Source organism: Gemmobacter aquatilis, assembly GCF_900110025.1.
Taxonomy (GTDB): Bacteria; Pseudomonadota; Alphaproteobacteria; order Rhodobacterales; family Rhodobacteraceae; genus Gemmobacter; species Gemmobacter aquatilis.
The window spans coordinates 1-18,034 of record NZ_FOCE01000001.1 but is presented as its reverse complement, the minus strand read 5'-3'; the positions used below and the strand labels follow the sequence as shown (position 1 = coordinate 18,034).

General features: G+C 65.2%; 16 protein-coding genes. 13 read left to right on the top strand and 3 right to left on the bottom strand.

All coding sequences use genetic code 11. The annotated features are described in order from the left end of the window. Nucleotides 1-107 precede the first annotated feature (107 nt). From hmgA to BMX43_RS00060, 5 genes are all read left to right on the top strand, one after another. Nucleotides 108-1,469, top strand: coding sequence for a homogentisate 1,2-dioxygenase (hmgA, locus tag BMX43_RS00080; RefSeq protein WP_091294920.1), 1,362 nt, complete (start codon nucleotides 108-110; stop codon nucleotides 1,467-1,469). A 95-nt stretch (nucleotides 1,470-1,564) separates the two neighbouring features. Continuing rightward, nucleotides 1,565-2,821, top strand: a complete 1,257-nt coding sequence (fahA, locus tag BMX43_RS00075; protein ID WP_091294917.1) for a fumarylacetoacetase — start codon at nucleotides 1,565-1,567, stop codon at nucleotides 2,819-2,821. Between the two features lie 2 nt (nucleotides 2,822-2,823). Beyond that, on the top strand, nucleotides 2,824-3,774 hold the full coding sequence (locus tag BMX43_RS00070) for an MBL fold metallo-hydrolase (protein WP_091294913.1): 951 nt from the start codon (nucleotides 2,824-2,826) through the stop codon (nucleotides 3,772-3,774). A 29-nt stretch (nucleotides 3,775-3,803) separates the two neighbouring features. Further along, the gene (locus tag BMX43_RS00065; protein WP_091294909.1) at nucleotides 3,804-5,429 is read left to right on the top strand and encodes an FAD-dependent oxidoreductase; all 1,626 of its coding nucleotides are present in this window, start codon (nucleotides 3,804-3,806) and stop codon (nucleotides 5,427-5,429) included. Continuing rightward, nucleotides 5,423-5,611 (top strand): DUF2783 domain-containing protein, encoded by a 189-nt coding sequence (locus BMX43_RS00060; protein WP_091294905.1) that lies wholly within the window; start codon nucleotides 5,423-5,425, stop codon nucleotides 5,609-5,611. Before BMX43_RS00065 ends, BMX43_RS00060 begins: the two co-directional genes overlap by 7 nt. A gap of 39 nt (nucleotides 5,612-5,650) precedes the next feature. Here BMX43_RS00060 and hppD read toward each other — a convergent pair whose 3' ends face one another. Next, nucleotides 5,651-6,745: a 4-hydroxyphenylpyruvate dioxygenase gene (hppD, locus tag BMX43_RS00055; RefSeq protein WP_091294902.1), complete on the bottom strand. Its 1,095-nt coding sequence runs from the start codon at nucleotides 6,743-6,745 to the stop codon at nucleotides 5,651-5,653. Between the two features lie 132 nt (nucleotides 6,746-6,877). On the opposite strand from hppD, the gene BMX43_RS00050 reads away from it, so the two are divergent. Continuing rightward, nucleotides 6,878-7,330, top strand: coding sequence for an Lrp/AsnC family transcriptional regulator (locus tag BMX43_RS00050; RefSeq protein ID WP_175481972.1), 453 nt, complete (start codon nucleotides 6,878-6,880; stop codon nucleotides 7,328-7,330). 58 nt (nucleotides 7,331-7,388) lie between these two features. Here the strand turns inward: BMX43_RS00050 and BMX43_RS00045 are convergent, their stop codons facing one another. Continuing rightward, complete coding sequence (locus tag BMX43_RS00045) at nucleotides 7,389-8,168, bottom strand: GntR family transcriptional regulator (RefSeq protein WP_091296938.1); 780 nt, start codon at nucleotides 8,166-8,168, stop codon at nucleotides 7,389-7,391. Nucleotides 8,169-8,209: 41 nt separating this feature from the next. Further along, the gene (locus BMX43_RS20330; protein WP_091294899.1) at nucleotides 8,210-9,904 is read right to left on the bottom strand and encodes a glycerol-3-phosphate dehydrogenase/oxidase; all 1,695 of its coding nucleotides are present in this window, start codon (nucleotides 9,902-9,904) and stop codon (nucleotides 8,210-8,212) included. Between the two features lie 265 nt (nucleotides 9,905-10,169). On the opposite strand from BMX43_RS20330, the gene BMX43_RS00035 reads away from it, so the two are divergent. From BMX43_RS00035 to BMX43_RS00005, 7 genes are all read left to right on the top strand, one after another. Further along, on the top strand, nucleotides 10,170-11,705 hold the full coding sequence (locus BMX43_RS00035) for an FGGY-family carbohydrate kinase (protein WP_091294895.1): 1,536 nt from the start codon (nucleotides 10,170-10,172) through the stop codon (nucleotides 11,703-11,705). Beyond that, a complete protein-coding gene (locus BMX43_RS00030) occupies nucleotides 11,695-12,783 on the top strand; it encodes an ABC transporter ATP-binding protein (protein WP_091296936.1) in 1,089 nt (362 codons plus the stop codon). Before BMX43_RS00035 ends, BMX43_RS00030 begins: the two co-directional genes overlap by 11 nt. Before the next feature lie 11 nt (nucleotides 12,784-12,794). Next, complete coding sequence (locus tag BMX43_RS00025) at nucleotides 12,795-13,889, top strand: ABC transporter ATP-binding protein (RefSeq protein WP_091294893.1); 1,095 nt, start codon at nucleotides 12,795-12,797, stop codon at nucleotides 13,887-13,889. Next, on the top strand, nucleotides 13,889-14,764 hold the full coding sequence (locus tag BMX43_RS00020; protein ID WP_091294890.1) for a carbohydrate ABC transporter permease: 876 nt from the start codon (nucleotides 13,889-13,891) through the stop codon (nucleotides 14,762-14,764). Before BMX43_RS00025 ends, BMX43_RS00020 begins: the two co-directional genes overlap by 1 nt. Continuing rightward, nucleotides 14,761-15,621: a carbohydrate ABC transporter permease gene (locus tag BMX43_RS00015; protein WP_091294886.1), complete on the top strand. Its 861-nt coding sequence runs from the start codon at nucleotides 14,761-14,763 to the stop codon at nucleotides 15,619-15,621. The genes BMX43_RS00020 and BMX43_RS00015 overlap by 4 nt, the downstream gene beginning before the upstream one ends. A gap of 10 nt (nucleotides 15,622-15,631) precedes the next feature. Next, entirely contained in the window at nucleotides 15,632-16,033 is a 402-nt protein-coding gene (locus tag BMX43_RS00010) for a DUF2160 domain-containing protein (RefSeq protein ID WP_175481971.1), read from the top strand. Between the two features lie 75 nt (nucleotides 16,034-16,108). Further along, the gene (locus tag BMX43_RS00005) at nucleotides 16,109-17,833 is read left to right on the top strand and encodes an ABC transporter substrate-binding protein (RefSeq protein WP_091294883.1); all 1,725 of its coding nucleotides are present in this window, start codon (nucleotides 16,109-16,111) and stop codon (nucleotides 17,831-17,833) included. The last annotated feature ends 201 nt before the right edge of the window (nucleotides 17,834-18,034 follow it).

The window sequence follows — 18,034 nt, the reverse complement described above, 5'->3', positions numbered from 1 at the left end:
TTTGCCTGTCATTGGTATCAGATGCAACTTTATCTTGACTTGGTTGCATATGCAACTATTAATCCGACTCAAGAACGGCCAGACCCGGCCCGAGGAGAGGAGGAGACATGACCGCCCATTCGCTTCCCGCCGGCATGACCCGCGCGGCTACCCATCCCGGTCCGCATGAAGGCTACATGCCCGGCTTCGGCAATGATTTTGAAACCGAATGTCTGCCCGGCGCGCTGCCGCAGGGCATGAACTCGCCGCAGAAATGCAATTACGGCCTCTATGGCGAACAGCTTTCCGGCACCGCCTTCACCGCGCCCAGCCATCAGAACGAACGGACCTGGTGCTACCGCATCCGCCCCTCGGTGAAACACACCCATCGGTTCCAGAAGATCACGGTGCCGCACTGGAAATCGGCGCCGTGCATCGACCCCGACATCGTGTCCCTTGGCCAATACCGCTGGGATCCGCTGGAACTTCCGGCAGAGCCGCTGACCTGGATCACCGGGATGCGCACCATGACCACGGCGGGCGATGTGAACACCCAGACCGGCATGGCCAGCCATGTCTATCTGGTGACCGCCTCGATGCAGGACGCCTATTTCTTTTCGGCCGACGGCGAATTGCTGGTGGTGCCGCAAGAGGGCCGGTTGCGCTTCTGCACCGAACTGGGCGTGATCGACCTGGAACCGAAAGAGATCGCCATCCTGCCGCGCGGGCTGGTCTACCGGGTCGAGGTGCTGGAAGGCCCCTGCCGCGGCTTTGTCTGCGAGAATTACGGGCAGAAATTCACCCTGCCGGGGCGTGGCCCGATCGGCGCCAACTGCATGGCCAACCCGCGCGATTTCAAGACGCCGGTGGCGGCGTTCGAGGATCGTGAGGTGCCCTCTACCGTCACCGTCAAATGGTGCGGCCAGTTTCACGAAACGAAGATCGGCCACAGCCCGCTGGATGTGGTGGCCTGGCATGGCAATTACGCGCCCTGCAAATATGACATGCGCACCTATTGCCCGGTCGGGGCCATCCTGTTCGATCACCCCGACCCCAGCATCTTCACCGTGCTGACCGCACCTTCCGGCATCGAGGGCACGGCGAATATCGACTTCGTGCTGTTCCGCGAACGCTGGATGGTGGCCGAGAACACGTTCCGCCCGCCCTGGTATCACAAGAACGTCATGTCCGAGATGATGGGCAATATCTATGGGCAATACGATGCCAAACCCCAAGGATTTGCGCCCGGTGGGCTGAGCCTGCACAATTGCATGTTGCCGCACGGGCCGGACAAGACCGCCTTCGAGGGGGCCTCCAACGCTGTTCTGCGTGCGGAAAAGCTGGACGAGACGATGAGCTTCATGTTTGAAACCCGCTTCCCGCAACACCTGACGCCCTTTGCCGCCAAGGCCGGGCATCTGCAGCAGGACTATATCGACTGCTGGGGCGATCTGGCGAAGAAATTCGACGGCACGCCGGGCGTGAAGTGACGCCCGCAGGCGCCCGCCCCCACAGCACCGCACAGCAGCGGGGGGCCAGCCCCCCGCACCCCCCGGGATATTTGGACCAAGATGAAGGGAAGACCATGGCCTTGATCCGCAGTTGGGTTGAAAGCGCGAACGCACCCGGATGCCCCTTTCCGCTGAACAACCTGCCGTGCGGGGTGTTCTCGGTGGGGGAGGAGGAGGCGCGCTGCGGCATGGCCATCGGTGATTGCGTGCTGGATCTGGCAGCGCTGGAGGAGACGGGGCTGATCGCGCTGGACGGCGGGCCGTTGCTGGACGTGCCGTTCTGGAACGAGGTGATGGGCGCCGGGCCTGTGGTCTGGGCTGATCTGCGGGCGCAGGTGACGGCGCTGCTGGTCGAGGGCGCCGCCCGGCGCGATGTGGTGGCGCCTTTCCTCGTGCCGCTGGCGGACGTGGCGCTGCACCTGCCCTTCCTTGTGTCGGAATATACCGATTTCTATGCCGGGCGGCATCATGCCACCAATGTCGGCACCATGTTCCGCGGGGCGGAAAACGCCCTGCCGCCGAACTGGCTGCATATCCCCATCGGCTATAACGGGCGGGCCTCGTCTGTGGTGGTGTCGGGCACCGAGGTGCGCCGCCCCTGGGGGCAGGTGAAGGGGCCGCAGGATGCCACGCCGCGCCTTGCCCCCTCGGCCCGGTTCGACATCGAGCTCGAACTGGGGGCGGTGGTCGGTCTCTCCTCCGACGGGCCGGTGACGGTGGCCGAGGCGGATGCGATGATCTTTGGCTATGTGTTGCTGAACGACTGGTCGGCGCGCGATATCCAGGCTTGGGAATACCAGCCGCTCGGGCCGTTTCAGGCCAAGGCAACCGCCACCACGATCAGCCCCTGGATCGTGATGAAGGCGGCGCTGGAGCCGTTCCGGGTTTCCACCCCGCCGCGCGAGGTGCCGCTGCTGCCGCATCTGCACGAACCCGGCCCGATGCTCTATGACATCGCGCTGGAGGTCGGGCTGACGCCCGAGGGAGGCACGGAAACCGTGATCAGCCGCACCAATTATGCCGAGATGTATTATTCTGCCGCGCAGCAACTGGCCCATCACACCACCTGCGGTTGCCCGATGAATGTGGGCGACCTGCTGGGGTCTGGCACCATATCGGGGCCGACCAAAGACAGTCGCGGCAGCCTTTTGGAGCTGAGCTGGGGCGGCAAGGAACCGTTCCCGGTGCAGGGCGGCAGCCGCAGCTTCATTCAGGACAACGATACGCTCACCCTGCGCGGCGCCGCGCGGGGGGAGGGCTACACCATCGGGTTTGGCGATTGCACGGGCAAGGTGATCCCGGCGCTGGCCGACCCTTATGCAAGGAACTGACCATGGGCACGGCATTCGCATCGCAGGGCGACCTGAGCGAGAAGAAGATCACCTTCGAGGAAATCGGCGCGGGGCTTTATGCCTTCACCGCCGAAGGCGACCCCAATTCGGGCGTCATCATCGGCGATGACAGCGTGATGGTGGTCGAGGCGCAGGCGACGCCGCGTCTGGCACAGAAGGTGATCGACTGCGTGCGCTCTGTCACCGACAAGCCGATTTCCCATGTCGTGCTGACCCATTACCACGCCGTGCGCGTGCTGGGCGCCAGCGCCTTTGGCGCCGGTCAGGTGATCATGTCGGAGGCCGCGCGCAACATGGTGGCCGAACGCGGGCAGGAAGATTGGGACAGCGAGTTCCAGCGCTTCCCCCGGTTGTTTCAGGGGCATGAATCCATCCCCGGCCTGACATGGCCCACCACCACCTTCAACGGCCGGATGACCGTCTGGCTGGGCAAGCGGAGAGTTGACATCTGTCAACTCGGCCGCGCCCATACCGCCGGGGATGCGGTGATCCATGTGCCCGACGCCAATGTGATGTTCACCGGCGATATCGTCGAGGCGCATTCGGCCTGCTATTGCGGCGACGGCCACTTCAACGACTGGGGCGCCACGCTGGAGGCGATCCGCGCCTATGACCTTGACGCGATCGCGCCGGGCCGGGGGGATGCCGTGGTCGGGCGGGCGGCGGTGAATGCCGCGCTGGACCGCACGAAGGATTTCGTGGCCAGCACCTATCGGCCCGTGGCCCGCATCGCGGCCCGTGGCGGGTCGCTGCGCGAAGCCTGGGCGGCGGTGCGCGCCGAATGCGACCCGAAGTTCAAGGACTATGCGATCTACGAGCATTGCCTGCCCTTCAACGTCGCCCGTGCCTATGACGAGGCGCGCGGCATCAGCCATCCCCGCATCTGGACCGCCGCGCGCGATCTGGAGATGTGGGCGGCGCTGCAAGGGTGACGGGCGGAACGCGGATCAGGGAGGACACCATGAAAGATCTTGTTCCGGAACGCTATGCGCTGGCGTTCCGCCTGTATCCCTATGCCAGATCGCCGGATCAGGACACCCCTGCCCCGCCGCGCCATCCGGTGGTGATCGTGGGCGGCGGGCCGATCGGGCTGGCCACCGCGCTGGATCTCGGGCGCCGGGGCGTGCCGGTGGTGGTGCTGGACGATCACGAGGGCGTGGGCCTTGGCAGCCGGGCGCTGTGCTTTTCCAAGCGCACGCTGGAGATTTGCGACCGTCTGGGCGCTGCCCGCCCGATGCTGGAAAAGGGCGTGCAATGGAACCTTGGCAAAGTGTTCCATGACGACCGGCTTCTGTATGAGTTCAACCTGTTGCCGGAGGGCGGCCATGGCTTTCCCGCCTTCATCAACCTGCAGCAGCCGTGGTTCGAGAGGTTCCTGCATGACGCCATCGTTGCGGCGCAGGCGGCGGGCGCGCCGATCCAGATCCGCGGGCGCAACCGGGTGGAGGCCGTCACCCCCGCCGCCGATCATGTGGCGCTGGATGTGATGACCCCCGAAGGCCCCTATCGGCTGGAGGCCGACTGGCTGATCGCCTGCGACGGCGCGCGCTCGTCCTTGCGCAACATGCTGGGGCTGGGGTTTGACGGGCGGGTGTTCGAGGACAATTTTCTGATCGCCGACGTGAAGATGAAGGCCGATTTCCCGACCGAACGCTGGTTCTGGTTTGAACCGCATTTCAAATCCGGCGACTCGGCCCTGTTGCACAAGCAGCCCGACGATCTCTGGCGCATCGACTTTCAGCTGGGCTGGAACATCGACCGGGCGAAAGAGCTGCAACCGGCCAATATCCGCGCCCGGGTGGATGCCATGCTGGGCACCGGGGTGGACTATGCGCTCGACTGGTGCTCGATCTATACTTTCCAGTGCCGCCGGATGGAGCGGTTTCGCCACGGGCGGGTGTTGTTCGCCGGCGATGCCGCGCATCAGGTCAGCCCCTTTGGCGCGCGGGGGGCCAATTCGGGGATACAGGATGCCGATAATCTGGGCTGGAAACTGGCGCTGGTGCTGGCAGGCCGGGCGCCCGAGACCCTGCTGGACAGCTATGAGGCGGAGCGGGTGCAGGCGGCGGATGAAAACATCCTGAATTCCACCCGCGCCACCGATTTCATCACGCCGAAAACGGCGGTGTCGAAACTGTTCCGCAATGCGGTGCTGGAACTGGCCGAAACCCTGCCTTTCGCGCGCAGCCTCGTCAATTCGGGGCGGCTGTCGCTGCCCTGCACCTATGACGGATCGGCGCTGAACGGGCCGGATTGCGCGCAGATGCCCGCGCGCAGCCGCCCCGGCAGCCCCTGCCCCGATGCACCCACGCCCGAAGGCTGGCTGCTGAACCGGCTGGCGCCGGGATTTACCCTGCTGACGGTGGATGCCACGGCGCCCGACAGCCTTGCCGCCCATGGGGTGCAGGTGCCGCGCCTTGCGCTGGCCACCACGCCCGAACTGCGCGACCGCTATCTGGGCAGCGCCCCCGGCGCGGTCTATCTGATCCGGCCCGACCAGCATGTCGCCGCCCGCTGGGCAACCTATGACGCAGCCGCAGTCACCGCCGCGCTGGCCCGTGCCATCGGCAAGGAGGGATCATGCTGACCACCGAACCCAACCTGACCCGCCCGGATGACACCTATGCCCGGCTGATCGCCAGCCATGACGGGCTGACCGAGGCGGAAAGCCATGCGTTCAATGCCCGGCTCATCCTGATCCTGATGAACCATATCGGCGAGGATGCGGTGCTGGCCGAGGCGCTGGCGCAGGCGCGTCGCCCGGCCTGATCGAGACCGTGGGGCAGGCCGCCCCCCGCCCTTTGGCGATCAGCTTGCCTTCAGCACGCCGCGATCAATCTGATCCTGTTCGATGCTTTCAAACAGCGCGCGGAAATTGCCTTCGCCAAATCCGTCATCGCCCTTGCGCTGGATGAATTCAAAGAAGATCGGGCCGATCACGGTTTTCGAGAAGATCTGCAACAGGATGCGGGTTTCGCCGCCATTCACCACGCCCTCGCCGTCGATCAGGATGCCGTGTTTCGCCATGCGGTCGATCGGCTCCTCATGCCCGGCCACGCGGGTTTTCGACGCCTCGTAATAGGCCATCGGCGGTTTGGGCATGAATTTCAGCCCGCGTTCGGCAATCGCATCGGTGGCGGCATAGATGTCATCCGTGCCCACCGCGATATGCTGGATGCCCTCGCCCTTGTAGCGTTTGAGATATTCGACAATCTGCCCCGTCTCGCCCCGGTCCTCGTTGATCGGGATGCGGATGCGGCCGCAGGGTGAGGTGAGCGCGCGGCTGTGCAGGCCGGTGAACTTGCCGGCGATGTCGAAAAACCGGATCTGGCGGAAGTTGAACAGACGGCCATAGAAATCGAACCAGGTGTCCATATTGCCCCGGTGGACGTTATGGGTGAGGTGGTCGAGATAGTGAAAGCCGACCCCGGCGGGTTTGGGCGGGGCGATGAAATCGAAATCGCCGTAAGGGTTTGCCCCGTTGCCATATTGGTCGGTGAAATAGATCAGCGAACCGCCGATGCCGACAATCGCCGGGCAATCCAGCGTCTTGCCCGGCCCGTCAAACGGCGTGGCGCCGTTCTGCACCGCATGGGCGAAGGCGTGCTGCGCATCGACCACGCGCCAGCCCATCGCGGGGGCACAGGGGCCGTGCTGTTCGACAAAGCGGCGGGCGTGGCTGTCGGGATCGTCGTTCAGGATATAGGTGATGTCGCCCTGCTGCCACAGCTCGATCGCGCGGGTCTTGTGGCGCGCGGTGAGGGTATAGCCCATGCGGGCGAACAGGCTGCGCAGGTCCGCAGGATCGGGATGGGCGAATTCGACACATTCGAACCCGTCGGTTCCGGCGGGGTTTTCGGCGGTGATCGTGGCGCGCGGGGCGCTGTGCGGAAACGGGCCCATGGTGTCCTCCCTCTGGCTTGGGATCAGTCTGGCACCGGGGACGGGCGAGATGTGCGCAAAGTTGCACTTGCAACCGATCTTTGGTGCGCGCGATAGTCATGTTTGACACAGATCACGCGAGAAACCCGCATCATGGATGAGATTGATTCCCGTCTGCTGGCCGAGGTGCAGAAACGCGCCGACATCACCGCGCAGGATCTGGGCGCGGTGCTGAATCTGTCGCCCAGTCAGGCGGCGCGGCGGCGCCAGCGGCTGGAGGCGGAGGGGGTGATCCTCGGCTATGGCGCGCGGCTGGATCCGGGCAAGCTGGGGCTGACGGTGCAAGCCTTCGTGCAGGTGCAGATGGCGGCGCACAGCGCCGACAATGCCCGCAGCTTTGCCAGCCTGATGGCGCAACTGCCCGAGGTGGTCAGTTGCTGGACGATGACCGGCGAGGCGGATTACCTGCTGCGGGTCTGGTGCGCCGATCTGCCGGCGCTGAATGCGCTGATCCACCACCGGCTGCTGCCGCACCCGGCTGTCGCGCGGGTGCAGAGCCAGATCGTGATGGACCAGCCAAAGGTGGATGCGGGCCTGCCGGTGTGACCGTCATGGCGGCTTGCCGCGCCGCCCGCATGGCAGGCTGGGGCACCGGCGGATGCCGTCACAGACCGGGCGAGCTGACCGCGAAATGCAGGCGCGAACGGTCGGTCAGATAGCGCGCGGTGTAATATTCGATGATCTGGCCACTGGGGTTCTGCGCCACCGATTCGATCGACAGCATCGGCGTGCCCACCGGCACCGCCAGCAATTCCGCATCGGTCGGATCGGCGCCCACCGCCTCGATCCAGCGGTCGGCCTTGACCAGCCGCACCCCGTATTGCCGCCCGATGGTTTCGTAAAGCGAGCGGTTCTGCATCGGAATATCCTGCAACCCCGGCACCAGAGATTCCAGCATGGCCCAGCGGACGATCATCCGCGGCACGCCCTCCACCGATTGCACCCGGTCGATGAACACCAGCCGCGTCGGCGCATCCAGCCGCATCAGCATGGCGATGCGCGTCGTCGGCTCGCCCACCTCCTGCCGCAGCACGCGGCGGGTGACCTCCTTGTGCTTGTCGGCCAGTTCGCCGCTGAAGCCGACGGTGGTGCCGACGAAATCCTGCTCCTCCCGCCGCCCGGCGACGAAGGCGCCCTTGCCCTGCAGCCGATAGACCAGCCGTTCATTCACCAGCTGCGCCATCGCCTCGCGCACCACTGTGCGCGACACGCCGAACCGCGCGCACAGCTCTGATTCCGACGGCAGGCGCGAATGTTCCACCAGCCGGTCCTCGCGGATCAGCGCGGTCAGTGACGCCTTCACCTGCGACCACAGCGGCGCGGCCGTGTCGCGCCGGGTGGGTTTCAGGCGCCGGTCAAGGGCGTCGCTGGTTGCCTCGCGCATATCAGGCACTCCGTCATCATGCTGCAGGTGCAAACTTTCGATCATGCGATAGCCATCATATGACGGTTTCGCAACAGTTCCAGCGTCGCATCCAGCTCTTGTGCGAGGCGCGCGGCATCCCAGCCCAGCACCGCGCCCGCCACCTGCGCCAGTTCGGCCAGCGCCGCACGGGCGCCATGGCCCTCGAACCCCATCAGCGTGCGGCGCAGCACGATGTCCTGCAGCCGCGTGACCCGCTCGTCGGTGCAGATCAGCCGGATCTCGGCGGGGGAATACCCTTCCAGATGCGCAAACGCCTCGGGCGCCGCGCGTTCGGCCAGCGCCACGGCGCGGGCGCGGCTGCCATAGCGCACCGCCAGCACCTGACAGCGCGCCAGTGGCAGCCCGGTTTCCCGCGCCAGCGCCGCGACCCAGGCCCGGCGCGGCTCTGCCGCCACCGGCAACCCCGCCGCCCCGCCGATCGCCAGCCCGGTCGTGTCCTTCACCCGCTTGCGCCCCAGCTTTTGCAGCACCGCATCGGCCATCTGTTCGGCGCAGACCCGGTAGGTCGTCCATTTGCCGCCGACCAGCGTGATCAGGTCAAAGGGCCGATCCGGCGTGCGGGCGAATTGCACCAGCCGATGATCGCGGCTGATCGCGCCGGTGGCGCCAACCTCGGCCTTGGGCAAGGGGCGCACCCCGGCAAAGGCGAACACGATGTCGGCGCGTGACAGGGTGATCCCCGGCAGGATCGGTTTCAGCACCTTGAACAGATAGTCCACCTCGGCCTCGGTGCATTGCTTGTCGCCCGGATCGTCGCTGCGAATATCGGTGGTGCCCAGCAGCACGCGATCCTCGGCCAGCCGGTAGATCAGACAGGCGCGGTGATCGTCGGTTTCGAAATACAGCATCTTGTCATCCAGCGCCTCGGCCAGTTGCCGATGCCGCAGCACCAGATGCGACCCGCGCGTGCCGCCGATCAGCCGGTCGCGCAGGCCCAGATCAGCCTGCACCCCATCGACCCAGGCGCCCGAGGCGTTGATGACGATCTTCGGCGTCACCTCGAACACCTCGCCGGTGATCCGGCAGGTCAGCGTGATCCGCCCCTGCCCCTGCGCCCCGGCGACCAGATAGGGCACCGCCATCGACAGCGGGCAATCCGCCTCGGCATCGGCCACAAGCTCCATCACCAGCCGTTCGGGATGCGAGATCCGCGCATCGTAATATTCGCCGACCACGCGAATGTCGGGCGCCAGAATCCCGACCTCGGCCCGCGCCTGCGCGGCGGTCAGCATCCGGTGATCCGGCATGGTCTGGTTCACCCGCCCGAAACGGTCATACAGCATCAACCCGATCTTCACCGGCACAGCACCCTTTTTCCCCGGCGTCCGCTTCAGCCGCAGGAACCGCAGCACCGCCCCGACCGATCCGCCGAACCAGCTGCGCAGCGGCACCCAGCAAGGCAGCGGATGCACCACATGGCAGGCGTTCTTCAGCAGCAGGTTCCGTTCGGTCAGCGATTCCCGCACCAGCGCCGCCTCGCCGGTTTCCAGATAGCGCAGCCCGCCATGGATCAGCCGCGACGGCGCGGCAGAGGTGCCCGAACTGAAATCGCCCGCCTCCACCAGCAGCGCCGCCACGCCCTGTGCCGCCAGATCGCGGTAAGCGCCCACCCCGTTGATGCCGCCCCCTATGATCAGCACCTCGGGCACGTCTTTCGCGCGCAGCCTTCGGATCAACGCCGTTCTCGCCAACATGACAGTCCTCCTCACCTTGGGGGTGAGAGTCCTACAAGCCAGATGACTCGGCAACTGGTAATGACAAGTTATGCGACTTTAGTCGCCCCTCCATTGCCGCCCCGGCAGGGCTGGCGCAGAAATCTGTTGAATCTAAACGAATTTATGAGATGCGATCTGCGACCAGCGCCATATTGACAGAAATTCAGAATGGGATAGCGTCAACTTATAACTACAAGTTGGCAGGCTGTGGGAGGAGACTCAGCCTGACCAAAGGGAGGATAGCATGAAAAACTGTGTGATCGGCTTGGATGCCGGTGGCACCATGACGAAGGCTGCGCTCTTTGACCTTTCGGGGCAAGAGCTGGCCTGCGCAAGGCGCAGGAATGTCATGGAATTTCCACAGCCCGGCTGGACCGAGCGCAATCCCGAGAAAATGTGGCAAGCCGCCGCCGAAGCCGTGCGCGAGGTGCTGGAAGTGTCGGGCCGATCCCCCGCCGATGTCGCGGCGATCAGCGCCGCGGGCTATGGCAGCGGGCTGTATCTGCTCGATGAACAGGGCGGCGTCGTGCGCCCCGGCATCGTGTCCACCGACAGCCGCGCCGCAGCGCTGGTTGCGGAATGGGAGCGGTCCGGTCAGGCCGCCGCCGCAGCACAACTGATCCAGCAACGCCTCTGGCCCGCGCAAAGCCTTGTCCTCTTGGGCTGGCTGCAACGCCATGAACCCGAGGCGATGGCCCGCACCCACCGCATCTCCTTCTGCAAGGATTTCCTGCGCACCCGGCTTTGTGGCGAGATGTCCACCGACCCGACCGATGCCGGGATCGCCGGTCTGATCGACGTGACCACCGGCACCTATGCGACCGAGGCGTTCCGCCTGCTGGGGCTGGAGGGCTGGCTGTCAAAACTGCCCGAAATCGGCCCCGCCGATGCGATTGTCGGCCATGTCTCGGCTGAAGCGGCAGCGCAGACCGGGCTTCTGGCGGGCACGCCCGTCGTGCGCGGGGTCGTCGATGTCACCGCCGCCGCGCTTGCCTCGGGCGTCACCGATGCGCGGCAGATGAGCGTGGTGGCCGGCACCTTCAGCATCAATTCCACCCTGCACGCCACGCCCCGGCTCAGCGTGCTGCCCTTCCTGCAAGTGCCCTATCCGCTGGGCGGGTTTCTGGCGACCGAAGGCGCCGCCACCTCGGCCAGCAATCTGGAATGGCTGGTCAAGACCGTGCTGGCACAGGGCGGGCCGATCATCAGCGACGGCGGGCCGAATGACCTTTATGCCCAGATCAACGCCGCCGTCCGCCGCCGCATCGGTGCCCCGCGCGACGCGCTGTTCTTTCCCTATCTGTTCGGCGGCCCCAATGGCGCCCCCGCCGGGTTGCTGGGCATGACGGCGGATTACACCTTTGATGACGTGATGCTGGCGGTGTTCGAAGGCATCGTCTTTGCCCACAAGGCCGATATCGACAGGCTGCTGTCGGGCAACGATGCCGCCCGCCCCGACCTGATGGTGCTGGCGGGCGGCGCCGCCCGCAGCGAGGTCTGGTCGGATCTGTTTGCCGACATTCTGAACCTGCCCGTCGAAGTGCCCGAAGGATCGGAACTGGGCGCGCTTGGCGTGGCGATCTGTGCCGCCAGCGCCATCGGCGCCTATCCCGACCTGCGCGCCGCCGTGGCGGGCATGGCCCGCCGCTCGCGCCGCCATGATCCCGACAGCGCCCGCGGCGCCCCGCATCGCGCCCGCTTCCCCCGCTATGCCGCCCTGTCCGGCGCGCTGTCCGCCGCCTGGACCGCCGCCCCGCAGCCCGAGGTGCATCATGCTTGAACTGAAGGGCGCAAGCCGCGTGGTGAAGGGGCAGACCCATCTCGCCCCCACCGATCTGGTGCTGCAGAACGGCACGATGAACGTGCTTCTAGGCCCCACCCTGTCGGGCAAGACCTCGCTGATGCGGATGCTGGCGGGGCTGGATGCCCCCAGCGCGGGCCGGATCTTCTGGAACGGGCAGGATGTGACCGGGATGCCGGTGCAGCAGCGCAAGGTGGCGATGGTCTATCAGCAGTTCATCAATTACCCGGCGATGTCGGTCTATGACAACATCGCTTCGCCGCTGCGCCTGATGGGCCAAAGCAAGGCCGAAATCGACCGCCGCGTCCGCGCCACCGCCGAGATGCTGAAGCTGACCCCGATGCTCGACCGCAAACCGCTGGAGCTTTCGGGCGGCCAGCAACAGCGCTGCGCCTTGGCGCGGGCGCTGGTGAAGGATGCGGGGCTGGTGCTGCTGGACGAACCGCTGGCCAATCTGGATTACAAGCTGCGCGAGGAATTGCGCGCCGAAATCCCGCGTATTTTTGAAGAATCCGGCGCGATCTTCGTCTATGCCACCACCGAACCGGAAGAAGCCTTGCTGCTGGGCGGCAATGCCGCAACCCTGTGGGAAGGCCGCATCACCCAGTTCGGCCCCACCCCCCGCGTCTACCGCCTGCCCACCGATGCCACCACCGCCCGGGTGTTCAGCGACCCGCCGATGAATTTCATCCTCTGCGAAAAGGCGGGCGCGCAGATCAGCTTTGGCACCGGCACCACCGCAGCCGCCACCGGCGCCTTCGCCGCGTTGCGCGATGGCAGCTATCGCGCCGGGTTCCGCGCCAATCACCTGCATCTGTCCGCCCCGTCGCAGGCCGCGCTGCCGTTTCGCTGCACGCTGGCGGTGACGGAAATCACCGGGTCCGAAACCTTCCTGCATCTGCGCCACGGGCCGGAGCGCTGGGTCGGCCATGTGCATGGCGTGCATGATCTGGCGCCGCAGACCGAACTGACGGTCTGGCTCGATCCGGCGCATGTCTATCTGTTCGACGCTGCCGGGCGCCTTGCCGCCCCCGCAGCCTATGCACTGGCGGCGTGAGGGGCAAACACATGGCACGGATCACGCTTTCAAACCTGGCGCACAGCTATTTCCCCTATCCGCGCGGGGAACAGGATTTCGCGCTGAAAACCATGGATCACGTCTGGGATGACGGCGGCGCCTATGCGCTGCTGGGGTCTTCGGGCTGTGGCAAGACCACGCTGCTCAACATCATCTCGGGCCTGCGGCGGCCCAGCCAGGGCCGGGTGCTGTTCGGGGATACCGATGTGACCAACGCCCCCACGGCAGAACGCAACATCGCGCAGGTGTTCCAGTTTCCGGTCGTCTACGACACGATGACGGTGCGCCAGAACCTGGCCTTTCCCCTGCGCAACCGGGGGATGGACAGCGCCTATATCAAGGCCCGCGTCGATCACATCGCCCGGATGATCGGGATGGAGGCGACGCTGGACCGCGCGGCGCGCGGGCTGACGGCGGATGCCAAACAGAAGATCAGCCTTGGCCGCGGCATGGTGCGCGAGGATGTGAACGCCATCCTGTTCGACGAACCGCTGACGGTGATCGACCCGCAGATGAAATGGGAATTGCGCACGCAGCTCAAAAGCCTGCACCGCGAATTCGGCCATACCATGATCTACGTCACCCATGACCAGACCGAAGCGCTGACCTTCGCCGACAAGGTGGTGGTGATGTATGACGGGCGCGTGGTGCAGATGGGCACGCCGGAAGAGCTGTTCGAGGCCCCCGCCCATACCTTTGTCGGCTATTTCATCGGCTCGCCCGGCATGAACCTGCTGGATGCCGAGGTGTCGGGGCGCGAGGCGCGCATCGGCGGCCATCGCATCCCGCTGGCCGCCGCCTATCCGCAGCTTTCGGGCCGCGTGCAACTGGGCATCCGCCCCGAATTCGTCACGCTGGGCACCAGTGGCGGCCTGCCCGTCCGCATCCGCCGGATCGAGGATGTGGGCCGTCACCGCATCGTGCGCGCCGCCTTCGAGGGCACCGAGGTCAACGCCGTCCTGCCCGAAGGCCAGCCCTTCAGCCCCGACATGACCCATGCGGTCTTTGCCCCCCATGCCATCGGCATCTTCGCCGACAGCTGGCGCATGACCCCCGCCGCCGCCCTGCACAGGAGCATTGCCTGATGGACAAGACACAGAACAACAAGGCCTGGTTCCTTGTTCTGCCGGTGCTGGTGCTGGTGGCCTTTTCGGCGGTCATCCCGCTGATGACGGTGGTCAACTATTCGGTCAACGACACCTTCGGCGACAACCAGTTCTTCTGGGCCGGGTTCGAATGGTTCGAAGAGGTGCTGCATTCCGAACGGATGCATGCGGCGCTGTGGCGGCAACTGCTGTTCTCGGCGATCATCCTTGCCATCGAGGTGCCGCTGGGCATCGCCGTGGCGCTGACCATGCCCAAACGCGGCATCTGGGCCAGCACCTGCCTTGTGCTGGTGGCGCTGCCCCTGCTGATCCCGTTCAACGTGGTGGGCACGATCTGGCAGGTGTTTGCCCGCATCGACATCGGCTTGATGGGCGCCACGCTGGCGGCGCTGGGAATTGATTTCAACATCGGTCAAAGCTCGCTCGATGCCTGGATCATCGTCGTGGGCATGGATGTCTGGCACTGGACCTCGCTTGTGGTGCTGCTGTCCTATGCCGGGCTGCAATCCATCCCCGAGGCTTATTATCAGGCAGGCCGCATCGATCAGGCCAGCCGCTGGGCCGTGTTCCGCTATATCGAACTGCCCAAGATGAAAGGCGTGCTGCTGATCGCCGTGCTGCTGCGCTTCATGGACAGTTTCATGATCTACACCGAACCCTTCGTCGTCACCGGCGGCGGCCCCGGCTCGGCCACCACCTTCCTGTCGATCGACCTTGTGAAAATGGCCATCGGCCAGTTCGACCTCGGCCCCGCCGCCGCCTTCTCGATCATGTATTTCCTCGTGATCCTGCTGGTGAGCTGGGTGTTCTACACCGTGATGACCAATCTCGATAAAGAGGAGGAGTTTGAATGAGCGCGCTGTCCCTTACCGCGATCCCCCGGACCCGCGCGAAAGACAAGGCCGGGCTGCGCCTTCTCACCTCGCGGCTCGTGCTGATCGGCTATCTGCTGTTCCTGCTCATCCCGATCTACTGGCTGGTCAACATGAGCTTCAAGACCAATGCCGAGATCATGTCCTCGGTCAACCTGTGGCCCGAAACCCCGACGCTGGCCAACTATGCGCGGATCTTCGGCGATCCGACCTGGTATATGGGCTATGTGAACTCGCTGATCTATGTGGTGATGAACACGGTGATTTCGATCACCGTCGCCCTGCCCGCCGCCTATGCCTTCAGCCGCTACAGCTTTCTGGGCGACAAGCACCTGTTCTTCTGGCTGCTGACCAACCGCATGGCGCCGCCCGCCGTCTTCGCCCTGCCCTTCTTCCAGCTTTATTCCAGCGTCGGCCTGTTCGACACGCATATTGCGGTGGCGCTGGCGCATTGCCTGTTCAACGTGCCGCTGGCGGTCTGGATCCTCGAAGGCTTCATGCGCGGCGTGCCGAAGGAAATCGACGAAACCGCCTATATCGACGGCTACAGCTTTCCGCGCTTCTTCCTGAAGATCTTCATGCCGCTGATCGCCTCGGGCGTGGGCGTCGCCGCCTTCTTCTGCTTCATGTTCTCCTGGGTCGATCTGCTCATCAGCCGCACGCTGACCTCGGTCGATGTGAAAACCATCGGCGTGGCGATGACCCGCACCTCATCGGCCACCGGGCTGGATTACGGCACGCTGGCCGCCGCCGGGGTGCTGACCATCATCCCCGGCGCGCTCGTCATCTGGTTTGTGCGCAACTACATCGCCAAGGGCTTTGCCCTGGGCCGGGTCTGAGGAGACCGCCATGACCTCTGCACGCTGGACCACCGTCTACCTGACCACCGGCACCGCGATGCTGGCCCTGCTGGGCGCCCTGGTCGCCGCCACCCCGCGCGACGGCGACGCCATCGACTGGGTCTCCCCGATGATCGCAGGCGGCTGGATGGCCTGGACCTTCCCGATCGCCCTGTTCTTCTGGGTCATCCTCTGCCTGCTGATCGGCTTCACCCTGCTGGCGATCCGCTTCCCCGAAACCCCGCGCCTCGGCGTGTTGCGCATCGAAACCACGCGGGGCGACCGGCTGTTCATTTCCCTTCTGGGCTCGGCCTTCCTTGCTTTGGGCTGGCTCTTCTTCTTCGGCGCGCCGCTCTGGGGCGCGCTGGCCCTCTGCCTCGTCTATGCCGCCGCGGTGTTCCGCTGGGTCTAGACGGGAAAGACCCCGGCACGGGCGGCCATAACGCCCCGCCGGATTCGTGACGACACACCAACTGGGAGGAAACCAATGAGAATTCGTCACACGACGAGTGCGATGGCGCTTGCGCTCATGGTACTCGGGGCTCCGGCCTGGGCTGATATGGAGGCAGCCAAGGCCTTTCTCGACGCCGAAATCGGAGACCTGTCGGCGCTCAGCCGCGCCGATCAGGAAGCCGAACTGCAATGGTTCATCGACGCCGCCAAACCGCTGGCCGGGATGGAAATCAAGGTCGTGTCGGAAACCATCGCGACGCATGACTACGAATCCAAGGTGCTGGCCCCGGCCTTCACCGCCATCACCGGCATCAAGGTCACCCATGATCTGATCGGCGAAGGCGATGTGGTCGAAAAGCTGCAAACGCAGATGCAGTCGGGCGAAAACATCTACGACGCCTATATCAACGACTCCGATCTGATCGGCACCCACTGGCGCTATCAGCAGGCCCGCAACCTGTCGGACTGGATGGAGGGGGAAGGCAAGCCCGTCACCAACCCCGGCCTCGATCTGGCGGATTTCATCGGCACGAAATTCACCACCGGCCCGGATGGCAAGCTCTATCAACTGCCCGACCAGCAGTTCGCCAACCTCTACTGGTTCCGCTACGACTGGTTCAACGATCAGAAAACAAAGGATGATTTCAAGGCCAAATACGGCTACGACCTCGGCGTGCCGCTGAACTGGTCGGCCTATGAAGACATCGCCGAATTCTTCACCGGGCGCGACATGACCTATGCTGGCGGTCCGGCCAGCGTCTATGGCAACATGGATTACGGCAAGAAAGACCCCTCGCTTGGCTGGCGCTACACCGATGCGTGGATGTCGATGGCCGGCATGGGCGACGTGGGCGAACCCAATGGCCTGCCGGTCGATGAATGGGGCATCCGCGTGAACGAGAAATCGCAACCCGTCGGCTCTTGCACGGCGCGTGGCGGGTCCACCAATGATGCGGCGGCGGTCTATGCGATCACCAAAGCCATCGAATGGCTGCAGAAATTCTCGCCCCCCGCCGCCATGGGCATGACCTTCTCCGAAGCGGGTTCCGTTCCGGCGCAGGGCGACGTGGCGCAGCAGATGTTCTGGTACACCGTCTTCACCGCCGACATGGTGAAACCGGGCACCGCCGTGATGAACGCAGACGGCACGCCGAAATGGCGCATGGCCCCCAGCCCGCATGGCGCCTATTGGCAGAACGGCCAGAAGGTCGGCTATCAGGATGCCGGGTCGTGGACGCTGATGAAATCCACCCCGGTGGATCGCGCCCAGGCCGCCTGGCTTTACGCGCAGTTCGTGACCTCGAAAACCGTGGACGTGAAGAAATCCCAGGTCGGGCTGACCTTCATCCGCGAGTCGACGATCAACCACGAAAGCTTCACCAAACGCGCCCCGGAACTGGGCGGTCTGGTGGAATTCTACCGCTCGCCCGCGCGTCTGCAATGGTCGCCCACCGGCACCAACATCCCGGATTATCCGAAGCTGGCGCAGCTCTGGTGGCAGAATATCGGCGACGCCATGTCGGGCGAGAAATCGCCGCAAGAGGCGCTCGATGGCCTCTGCGCCGAGCAGGAAAAGGTTCTGGCACGGCTCGAAAAGGCCGGCGTGCAGGGCGATCTGGGTCCGAAGCTGAACGAAGAGCAAGACCCGCAATACTGGCTCGATCAGCCGGGTGCCCCGGTGGCGAAACTCGACAACGAGAAACCCGCCGCCGAGACCATCCCCTATGACGAGCTGATCAAGTCCTGGCAGCAGGGCTGATCCTTGCGGGCCGGCGGTCCGCCGCCGGCCCCACCCCTCACCGCTTGCGGCACCCAGCCCGTGCCGCCGACCGCCTCAGGAGACGATGATGACCCAAACGAAACCCCATATTGGCGACCTATTGGCAGAGATGCTAGCGCGCAGCGGGATTGATTATGTGTTCGGGATGCCCGGGGGGCAGACGACGGCGCTGCATGACGG

What these genes read in the sequence shown, in the direction of transcription:
- hmgA (WP_091294920.1), top strand. Translation starts at nt 108, where the DNA reads ATGACCGCCCATTCGCTTCCCGCCGGCATGACCCGCGCGGCTACCCAT.
- fahA (WP_091294917.1), top strand. Translation starts at nt 1,565, where the DNA reads ATGGCCTTGATCCGCAGTTGGGTTGAAAGCGCGAACGCACCCGGATGC.
- BMX43_RS00070 (WP_091294913.1), top strand. Translation starts at nt 2,824, where the DNA reads ATGGGCACGGCATTCGCATCGCAGGGCGACCTGAGCGAGAAGAAGATC.
- BMX43_RS00065 (WP_091294909.1), top strand. Translation starts at nt 3,804, where the DNA reads ATGAAAGATCTTGTTCCGGAACGCTATGCGCTGGCGTTCCGCCTGTAT.
- BMX43_RS00060 (WP_091294905.1), top strand. Translation starts at nt 5,423, where the DNA reads ATGCTGACCACCGAACCCAACCTGACCCGCCCGGATGACACCTATGCC.
- hppD (WP_091294902.1), bottom strand. Translation starts at nt 6,745, where the DNA reads ATGGGCCCGTTTCCGCACAGCGCCCCGCGCGCCACGATCACCGCCGAA.
- BMX43_RS00050 (WP_175481972.1), top strand. Translation starts at nt 6,878, where the DNA reads ATGGATGAGATTGATTCCCGTCTGCTGGCCGAGGTGCAGAAACGCGCC.
- BMX43_RS00045 (WP_091296938.1), bottom strand. Translation starts at nt 8,168, where the DNA reads ATGCGCGAGGCAACCAGCGACGCCCTTGACCGGCGCCTGAAACCCACC.
- BMX43_RS20330 (WP_091294899.1), bottom strand. Translation starts at nt 9,904, where the DNA reads ATGTTGGCGAGAACGGCGTTGATCCGAAGGCTGCGCGCGAAAGACGTG.
- BMX43_RS00035 (WP_091294895.1), top strand. Translation starts at nt 10,170, where the DNA reads ATGAAAAACTGTGTGATCGGCTTGGATGCCGGTGGCACCATGACGAAG.
- BMX43_RS00025 (WP_091294893.1), top strand. Translation starts at nt 12,795, where the DNA reads ATGGCACGGATCACGCTTTCAAACCTGGCGCACAGCTATTTCCCCTAT.
- BMX43_RS00020 (WP_091294890.1), top strand. Translation starts at nt 13,889, where the DNA reads ATGGACAAGACACAGAACAACAAGGCCTGGTTCCTTGTTCTGCCGGTG.
- BMX43_RS00015 (WP_091294886.1), top strand. Translation starts at nt 14,761, where the DNA reads ATGAGCGCGCTGTCCCTTACCGCGATCCCCCGGACCCGCGCGAAAGAC.
- BMX43_RS00010 (WP_175481971.1), top strand. Translation starts at nt 15,632, where the DNA reads ATGACCTCTGCACGCTGGACCACCGTCTACCTGACCACCGGCACCGCG.
- BMX43_RS00005 (WP_091294883.1), top strand. Translation starts at nt 16,109, where the DNA reads ATGAGAATTCGTCACACGACGAGTGCGATGGCGCTTGCGCTCATGGTA.